This window comes from Bartonella sp. AD328YNZD, assembly GCF_042196425.1.
Genome location: NZ_JBHIQG010000080.1, coordinates 1 through 8,443, shown reverse-complemented (window position 1 = coordinate 8,443; position 8,443 = coordinate 1). Strand labels below are relative to the sequence as shown.

At 35.8% G+C, this 8,443-nt stretch carries 6 protein-coding genes and 1 pseudogene; 2 read left to right on the top strand and 5 right to left on the bottom strand.

Annotated features, from left to right (window positions below; genetic code table 11):
- Positions 1-513: 513 nt before the first annotated feature.
- On the top strand, positions 514-1,521 hold the full coding sequence (gene gpsA / locus ACFIO3_RS05450; RefSeq protein WP_375607848.1) for an NAD(P)H-dependent glycerol-3-phosphate dehydrogenase: 1,008 nt from the start codon (positions 514-516) through the stop codon (positions 1,519-1,521).
- Positions 1,522-2,570: 1,049 nt separating this feature from the next.
- Here gpsA and ACFIO3_RS05445 read toward each other — a convergent pair.
- From ACFIO3_RS05445 to fabA, 4 genes and pseudogenes are all read right to left on the bottom strand, one after another.
- Positions 2,571-2,871: pseudogene (locus tag ACFIO3_RS05445) on the bottom strand (Arm DNA-binding domain-containing protein); the annotation flags it as partial.
- Positions 2,872-3,529: 658 nt separating this feature from the next.
- Positions 3,530-4,348 (bottom strand): enoyl-ACP reductase FabI, encoded by an 819-nt coding sequence (gene fabI / locus ACFIO3_RS05440; RefSeq protein ID WP_375607847.1) that lies wholly within the window; start codon positions 4,346-4,348, stop codon positions 3,530-3,532.
- 48 nt (positions 4,349-4,396) lie between these two features.
- Positions 4,397-5,617, bottom strand: coding sequence for a beta-ketoacyl-ACP synthase I (fabB, locus tag ACFIO3_RS05435; protein WP_375615571.1), 1,221 nt, complete (start codon positions 5,615-5,617; stop codon positions 4,397-4,399).
- A 58-nt stretch (positions 5,618-5,675) separates the two neighbouring features.
- Positions 5,676-6,185: a 3-hydroxyacyl-[acyl-carrier-protein] dehydratase FabA gene (fabA, locus tag ACFIO3_RS05430; protein WP_375607845.1), complete on the bottom strand. Its 510-nt coding sequence runs from the start codon at positions 6,183-6,185 to the stop codon at positions 5,676-5,678.
- A gap of 233 nt (positions 6,186-6,418) precedes the next feature.
- On the opposite strand from fabA, the gene irrA reads away from it, so the two are divergent.
- Complete coding sequence (gene irrA, locus ACFIO3_RS05425; RefSeq protein ID WP_375607844.1) at positions 6,419-6,931, top strand: iron response transcriptional regulator IrrA; 513 nt, start codon at positions 6,419-6,421, stop codon at positions 6,929-6,931.
- A 46-nt stretch (positions 6,932-6,977) separates the two neighbouring features.
- On the opposite strand, the gene ACFIO3_RS05420 is transcribed toward irrA, so the two are convergent.
- Positions 6,978-7,538, bottom strand: a complete 561-nt coding sequence (locus tag ACFIO3_RS05420; protein ID WP_375607843.1) for an SH3 domain-containing protein — start codon at positions 7,536-7,538, stop codon at positions 6,978-6,980.
- Between the last annotated feature and the right edge of the window lie 905 nt (positions 7,539-8,443).

Sequence of the window (8,443 nt, the reverse complement as noted above, 5' to 3'; positions counted from 1 at the left end):
TCAGAGGTGCCAATGGAGCATGTACCAAGTACGCATTCTCCTGTAGATCAGATTCCTGGCTCAGAAGTGCCAATGGAGAAAGTACCAAGTACGCAATCTCCTGTAGAGTAGTTGTTTGAAATATCTGTGGAGCTGATGCGGCATGTATCGGCTCTTACAGGTGTCATTGCAGGGATTCGTAGGATATAAAAAGGGCTAAGTACAAGATATCGGTTGAATGAGTACCATGGTTTTGAATATGCTTTTATTTTAAATGAGAAAGTCCATGGAATATTTAGTCAAGCTTTAATTTTTGAGACAAATAGCTATGGTAGAATATACAAAAATTATATTTGTATGGTTCAGTACAAATAAAGAAGGTTTGAGAAACAAGTTTTATGGTATGTTAGAGAAAGCTACGAAAAAGTAACATTTTTAGATTTACAGGATTTATATTAGAAGATAGCATTGAAGTTATTGGTAATAATAATATGCGATTAAAATCAAAAATTTAGAGAATAATCAGAAAACTTAATGAAAACCGTTGCAATGACCGTTATTGGTGCTGGTTCTTTTGGTACTGCATTAGCAATTGCTCTTGCTCGTAATGGTCATAATGTTTTACTTTGGGGATATAATTCTCAACATATCAAAGAATTACAGGAACAACGTTGTAATCAAGCATATTTACCCGATATACGATTTCCTGAAAATTTATTACTTGAAACTTCACTTGAAACTGCAATAACAGCAAGTCACAATACATTAATTGCTGTTCCAAGCCATGTCTTTCATCAAGTTTTGTATAATATTCAGCCTTATTTGGATCAGCATTCACGTGTTATTTGGGCAACGAAGGGGTTAGAACATGGTACAGGACGTTTCTTACAAGAAGTTGCTCGTGAGATTTTAGGGGAAAAAATTCCTTTAGCTATTTTTTCTGGCCCCACTTTTGCTAAAGAACTGGCTATTGGTTGGCCTACTGCAATGACGATAGCAGCTTCTGATGTTGTGTTTGGTAAAGAATTGCAGCAACTTTTTCATTGTGACAAAAATTTTAGAGTTTATAAAAGCTCAGATATGATTGGTGTTCAATTAGGGGGAGCAGTTAAAAATGTTATTGCTATTGGTGCAGGAATATCAGATGGCATGGGATTTGGGGCAAATGCACGAATAGCTCTCATCACACGAGGACTAACTGAAATCAGTCGTTTAGGGGGAGCTATGGGGGCTAAGCTTGCCACATTTATGGGAATGACAGGCTTAGGTGATTTGGTTTTGACATGTACTGATAATCAGTCGCGTAATCGCCGTTTTGGAATACTTCTTGGTGAAGGAGTAGATATAAAAGAAGCGGAAAAACAAATTGGTCAAATTGTGGAAGGATACTTAAATACCAAGGAAGTATATACATTAGCACAACGTATTGGGGTGGAGATGCCAATTGTAGAAGAAATTTATCAAATTCTCTATTGTGGTAAAAACATAACTGAAGCGGCTAATGCATTACTAAGCCGCACTCTCAAGGACGAAATATATTGATATCCGGTGTTTCTAAATAATTCCAATCATAAAAAATAGAAATATGCTATGATAGAAATATAAAATAGATTGTATTGATGATTGTAATCATATTGCAGCGAATTGACAGATTCATATATTCGATTCTCTATAAAATATGGCTGAAATATAAAAGCTTTGACTCTTGTCTAATTCATTTCTTTGAAAATAAATTATATTGTTTCTACTTACACATGTTGATGTAAGGTTAATTAAAGAGATATTTTTATTTTACACTTATCTCGCAATGATATTTGCAAACAGAATAATAGAAGAGATGCATTGGAAAGCAGGAGCATATTTATGGTAGGTATAGGCTAGAAATATCATTGCTATTATACAATATTATCTACTACTTTTGGTGTTTGAGATGTTTTAGTAATGATATTTACGCTTTTTCTTTTCCCACATGTCAATTCTACATTGTATATGCAAGAGACGTTTTTTTTAATTCTAAATGTAAAAGTCTGAAATTGAAATAATGTTATTGTATTTATGGTTCTCACTTAAACTAAAAAATGATGTGATTACAAAAATAAGAGGTTAATCTACATTCATAATTTATTGTGTTTTTATATTGAATTAATCAAAATCATTTACTTGTTACAAATGGGGTGGCATGTGGATAAAAGTTATTTAAAAAAGGAATAAAAATACTTCTAATGAATTATCTCAAATGTCAAGGGATATTGCAACATTAGGATTTAGCAAGTAAAATGATGGTGTTGGCTTTATTATCCGCATAAACGTCAAGATTATGGTGTCAAAAGGCTGTTGTATACTTCACAGAGATTTTAATTATATATTCACGGATATCGTTGTGAAATGGAATTGCATGCATTGAGAGATGCCTTTTTAAAAAAGTAGGTGAATGAGCAACAGAAATAGTATTTTAGGGTGTTTTACTTTACCTGATGCATTAGTTATGCCTTCTATTAAAGAACGTGCAAAACAAGAGTGTGATGTAAGGCGTAATCGCCATTATTAAAAAAATATTGATGTATATGCTTTTAAAAACCGTAAAATCTCATTAAAGAATGGAGATTACGCATTGCCTCGCGTTTTTGTTTATTGCGTTCTTTAATAGGGTCACGTCCTTCGCGAAGAACAGAGCACTATAGGGTTACACATTAACGGGCTTGTTTTAAAGAAACGTTTCTCAAGGTACCCAAACCTATTTCACGATGACACTCATTGAAGGGTATTAACGGTAAATCCATTGAGCACCCCCATCTTTACGCTTATGGAGAAGCAATTTGGCACCATCATTATATTTGTCATCCCCCAATGTTGCGACCGCCTTAGAACTTAAAGATGGTTCATAAGAGCTATTTTTAATCTTTTCTTGTACAGTTTTTACTCACACGTCAGCCCCGCTTTTGACGTGCAAGGGAATGGGTTTGATTGATTCAAGATAAACAGGTTTGAAATAAGAGTATCTTACAACATTCAGGTCTATCATTTAACTTACAAAACAGAAAATTATTATTATAAATCAATATATTGTCAATGAAGGATGATAAAATTAATGATTGATTTCTTTATGCCTTCATATTCTTCCTAAATTAGGTTGTATTTACGTTATCAAGGATAAATCAAACGATAGGCAATATTTTCTTTAATTTAATATACAAAAGCTAAGGGTTTCCATACTCCTAATTTCTGTCTCAAACTATATCGGCATGAGGGGTGGATATTAATCTACAGGCAACAGTAAAAACGCCTGCTTTAGTAAGGTAAATAACGTCATAAAACACAAAATTTAACTAAAATGAACTGAAGAAGTATTCCAGTTTTTTATAAAATAATTTGCGAAACAACGGGCGTCATACACTTTGTTTTGTGTTTACTTACTCTTACAAACATCTACATACGTTCCTTACATCATATTTTTATGAGCTAATATACCATTATAATGCAGAAGAAGCACTCAATACGCGACTAAAGTACTATGCGTATGATTAATTTTATTTTTTTAATGTGATGATTTTTATCCTTCTTGGGCATCGTCACTTTTTTTCAGTTCTTCAAGTATTGGCATAGACATGATGTTATAGCCTGAATCAACATAATGGATTTCACCTGTAACGCCTGATGATAAATCAGAGAGTAGATAAAGAGCAGATTTTCCAATTTCATGAATATTCACGGTACGACGTAATGGGGCATTACGGCGTTGATGTGAAAATATTGCCCGTGCAGCTGCAATACCATTACCTGCTAAGGTTCTAACAGGACCAGCTGAAATTGCATTGACGCGGATATTTTGAGGACCAAAGTCCGCTGCTAAATAACGTACCATAGCTTCTAAAGCAGCCTTAGCAACGCCCATGATGTTATAATTAGGGACAACTTGCTGTGAAGCACCATAGGTAAGGGTTAGAAGTGTTCCTCCATTGGGCATAAGTTTACCCGCACGCTGGGCAATTTCAGTAAAGGAATAAGCTGAAATCACCATCGTGCGTTGAAAGTTTTCACGTGTTGTAACATCAACGTAACGCCCTTTTAGCTGAGTTTTATCTGAAAAACCAATGGCATGGACAATAAAATCAATAGTTTCCCATTCTTTTTTAAGTTGCTCAAAGACGTAGTCAACATTTTCAATTTTTTCAACATCGCACTCTAGCACTAATTTGCAGCCAAGTTTATCGGCTAGGGGCTGAACACGTTTTCCGAAAGCATCTCCTTGATAAGTCAATGCTAATTCAGCTCCTGCTTGCGCGAGTTGACAGGCAATACCCCAAGCAATTGAATGGTCATTCGCAATTCCCATAATAAGGCCGCGTTTGCCCTCCATCAAACCTTTCATATTATTCTCCGTAAGACCGTACTTTTTTCAATTACTAAGAACTTTTGTTTATACATAACGTTGGAAAACAAGCGTTGCATTGGTACCGCCAAAGCCAAAAGTATTTGACAATACGGTATTCAGTTGTTGATGATCACGTCGTTCACGAACGATAGGCATATCAGCAAAAGCTGGATCAAGTTCTTCAATATGGGCACTTTCACAAATAAAATTATGATTCATCATTAACAATGTATAGATTGCTTCGTGAACACCTGCTGCTCCCAAGGAATGTCCTGTTAGAGATTTGGTAGCAGAAATGGGGGGACATTGATCACCTTCTCCAAAGATACGGCGGATAGCTTCTATTTCAGGAGGATCACCAACAGGGGTTGCTGTTGCATGGGGATTAATGTAATCAATTTTATTATTGACAGTTGCAAGGGCCATGCGCATGCACCGTTCTGCTCCCTCTCCTGATGGGGCGACCATATCATGTCCATCGGATGTAGCTCCATATCCAACGATTTCTCCATAGATTTTTGCACCACGTGCTTTAGCAAGTTCTAGATCTTCAAGGACCAAAACGCCAGCTCCTCCAGCAATGACAAAACCATCACGATTGACATCATAAGCACGCGAAGCTTTTTGAGGGATGTCATTATATCTGCTAGACATAGCGCCCATCGCATCGAATAAAACAGAGAGTGTCCAATCCAAATCTTCGCAGCCACCGGCAAAGACGCGCTTCTGTTTACCATATTGGATCATTTCATAAGCATTACCAATACAATGATTGGAAGTAGCACAAGCTGAAGAGATTGAATAGTTTACCCCTTTTATTTTAAAGAAAGTTGCCAGTGTTGCAGATGCTGTAGAACTCATCGCTTTAGGGACAACAAAAGGTCCAACACGTTTGGGACCTTTTTGACGTGTAATGTCAGCAGCTTCTACGATTGATTGAGTTGAAGAACCTCCAGAGCCCATAATAATACCCGTGTGTTCGTTTGATACTTCATGAGGCTCTAGACCAGCATCTAAGATTGCTTGATCCATAGCAATGTGATTCCATGCTGTTCCACGTCCATGAAAACGGAGAGCACGTCGATCTACGAGCTCTTCTATATTAATATCGGGTTTTCCATAAACTCTGCTACGAAAGCCTAATTCGGCGTATTGAGGTGCGTAAGAAATTCCGGATTTTGCTTCACGTAAACTGGTTAAAACAGCTTGGGGCCCATTTCCAATCGCGGAGACAATTCCCATTCCGGTTACAACAACTCGACGCATTTATACCTCCTTGTTCCATACAGAATAGTAAAAAATTCTTTCTGAATGAAAATAACGTTCAATCTTCTTTAAATAAAGCAACGCGTAAATCATTCGCTTTATAAATAGTCTCTCCATCTGCTTTTAGCCACCCATCAGCTATTCCTAAGACTAAATTTCCACGCCGAATACGCTTGAAATCTATTCCATATTCAAGAAGTTTGGTTTGTGGAGTTATCATACCTGATAACTTTACTTCACCTGTTGATATCGCTCTTCCTTTCCCTGGTTCGCCTAGCCAACCAAGAAAAAAACCTGTTAATTGCCACATACCATCCAGTCCAAGACATCCTGGCATGACAGGATCACCTATAAAGTGACAATCAAAGAACCACAGGTCTGGTGTAATGTCAAATTCGGCACGAACCATCCCTTTATCGTATTCACCACCAGTTTCGCTAATTTGAGTGATTCGATGAATCATCAACATTGGCGGTGCCGGCAATTGCGCATTACCTCTACCAAACATTTCACCGCGAGCACAGCTTAGAAGCTCTTCATAAGTGTAGTGAGACTTTTGTTTAGCCATTGTTACTCCATTTATTTGCATATATCTTTATTTCTGCGCTTTTCCCGAACCTACTTTTAGAGCAAATTTTAAAGAGAGGGAAATGATTTTATATCATTTTTAATGACAAAGTCCCTTTTTTATGTATTCTGCATAGGTAATTATTTAAAAATGAAATACAAGATTACATCACATTATTCGCATTTTTTTGTATTTTGATCTTATTTACACAGAAATATATTTTGGTTTGTAATATGTCAGTGAGTGCAGATAATTTTGATATGAATGAAGAGCAACAGTCCACAAAAGAGTGTAGAAAAGTTGTGCAATATTATTCCATTTCTATGTTAGAAAAACGTTTGCGTCAAAATGGTTTGCGTCCAACACGTCAGCGGTTAGAACTTGCACATATGATTTTTTCTCAGGGAAATCGTCATGTTACTGCTGAAGAGCTCTATGAGGAGGCGGTGAGGGCAGGCGTTCCTGTATCTTTAGCAACAGTTTATAATACGCTTCATCAATTTACGGAAGCGAGATTATTACGTATTATTGCCGTAGAAGGTTCGAAAACTTGGTTTGATACCAATACTTCTGATCACTACCATTTTTATATAGAAGGCGAAAATCGTATTCTTGATATTCCATGCAATTTGGAAGAAGCTCCCATTATTAGAAATTTGCCTGAGCCACCAAAAGGTATGGAAATTTCACATGTTGATTTGATCGTGCGATTGAAACCAAAAAATCAATCTTGTGATAGGGAGTGAGCATGTTCAATGAGGAATAAAAATTAAATTTGATGCGTTTAAGCATTCACCAACCTTTTATTTTTTCATCAGGATAGATCCCCCATAACTGAGGTTGTTGAAGCCACCCATGAACATTATTAATAGTGATTTCGCACCATTGTCCATCGCATTGGCGGATATTACCAATGACATTAGGCTCTACTTCTGCCACGAGTTCTGCGTTGTCGGTGGGGTTTTTTCGTAGCATCAGTCTTTTTGTTTTATCTTTTTGCCATGGAAGAGTTATAGCAGTTCGTTTTCCCGATAAAAGCGATTGATATACCCATCCCTCATCACCTTCTGCATCACGAATTTTGCGCCATTGATCATATTCTTGGATGATTTCAATAGGTAACCCCTTCTTTTGGTAGGTAAAAATGATAGAATAATTGCTTCCTGGTCCGACGCGTACATTAACACGGGTAGGTTTAATCGAAGCAAATCGTGGAAGTGGTAAACCACTGGGCCCTAAATTTTGATTAAATGTTTGTGCATGCAACAAATGAGGTGAACCCAATACAATGACTTTTGCTATTAAGAGACATGATAAAAGCCTTGAAACACGAAACCAACGAGAATTTTGCAAACTTAACTCCTTTATTTCGTCATATATTGGAAATTTAAAATCTGGAAGATAAGACTAGAAACTGATAAAAATTATGACATATTGCTCGTTAAAGAGATCTAAACGATGCAAAAATTATTACGAGAATAGTAAAATAAGGGAAACAAAAGTTTGAATTTCTTAGCGCTTATCTTTTTTATGAGGAGATGACTGTAAATAAAATTGGATTTTTATGGAGCTATATGCGTGATAAAATAGTAAAGTATATTGCGGCCATAGCAGTTTTGTACAGGAGATCAGGGCTAAAGTATTGTATCTCTTTTCTGAGTTTATTTCTCGAAATAAAAGTAAAGGTATGCATATTCTAAGCAAAAAACTGTTCAGTAAAGGGATTATTGTGTGGTTTGAAAAGACGTTTTAAATGAACAAAATAATACGATGAATGAAGCATTTAAGCGTAAAAGTATGAGAAACCATTATAGAGTAAATTGCTATATGAAAGGCTAGATTTTAACAGGACAGTTTTCCGTAATAATCCATTTTATAAAATTTGCTATACTATAATCTTATGCCATGATAATGCTTATCCGTATGGTAGATAAGCTGAATCCATTATTCTACTTACCAGCCTCTCAATGTTATATGCAGTTTTATTATTTATAGCGTTCCTAAGAAGCATTTTTATTCTTTTTTATAGCTGTTAGTTCCATTTGTATATGAATCACACTTGTGATGTATAAGCAAAAACTTTGATTGATTCAATATGAGAGGGTGTATGATGAGAGCTTTACGGTATTCATAGTTATTATTTGATATGAAAAACGCTTACTTATAATAATAAATCAATACGTTATACATTTTAATCGTTATTTAAATTGTAAAAATATTTTCATAAAAAATGATAAGATAAGGCACATATTCACACA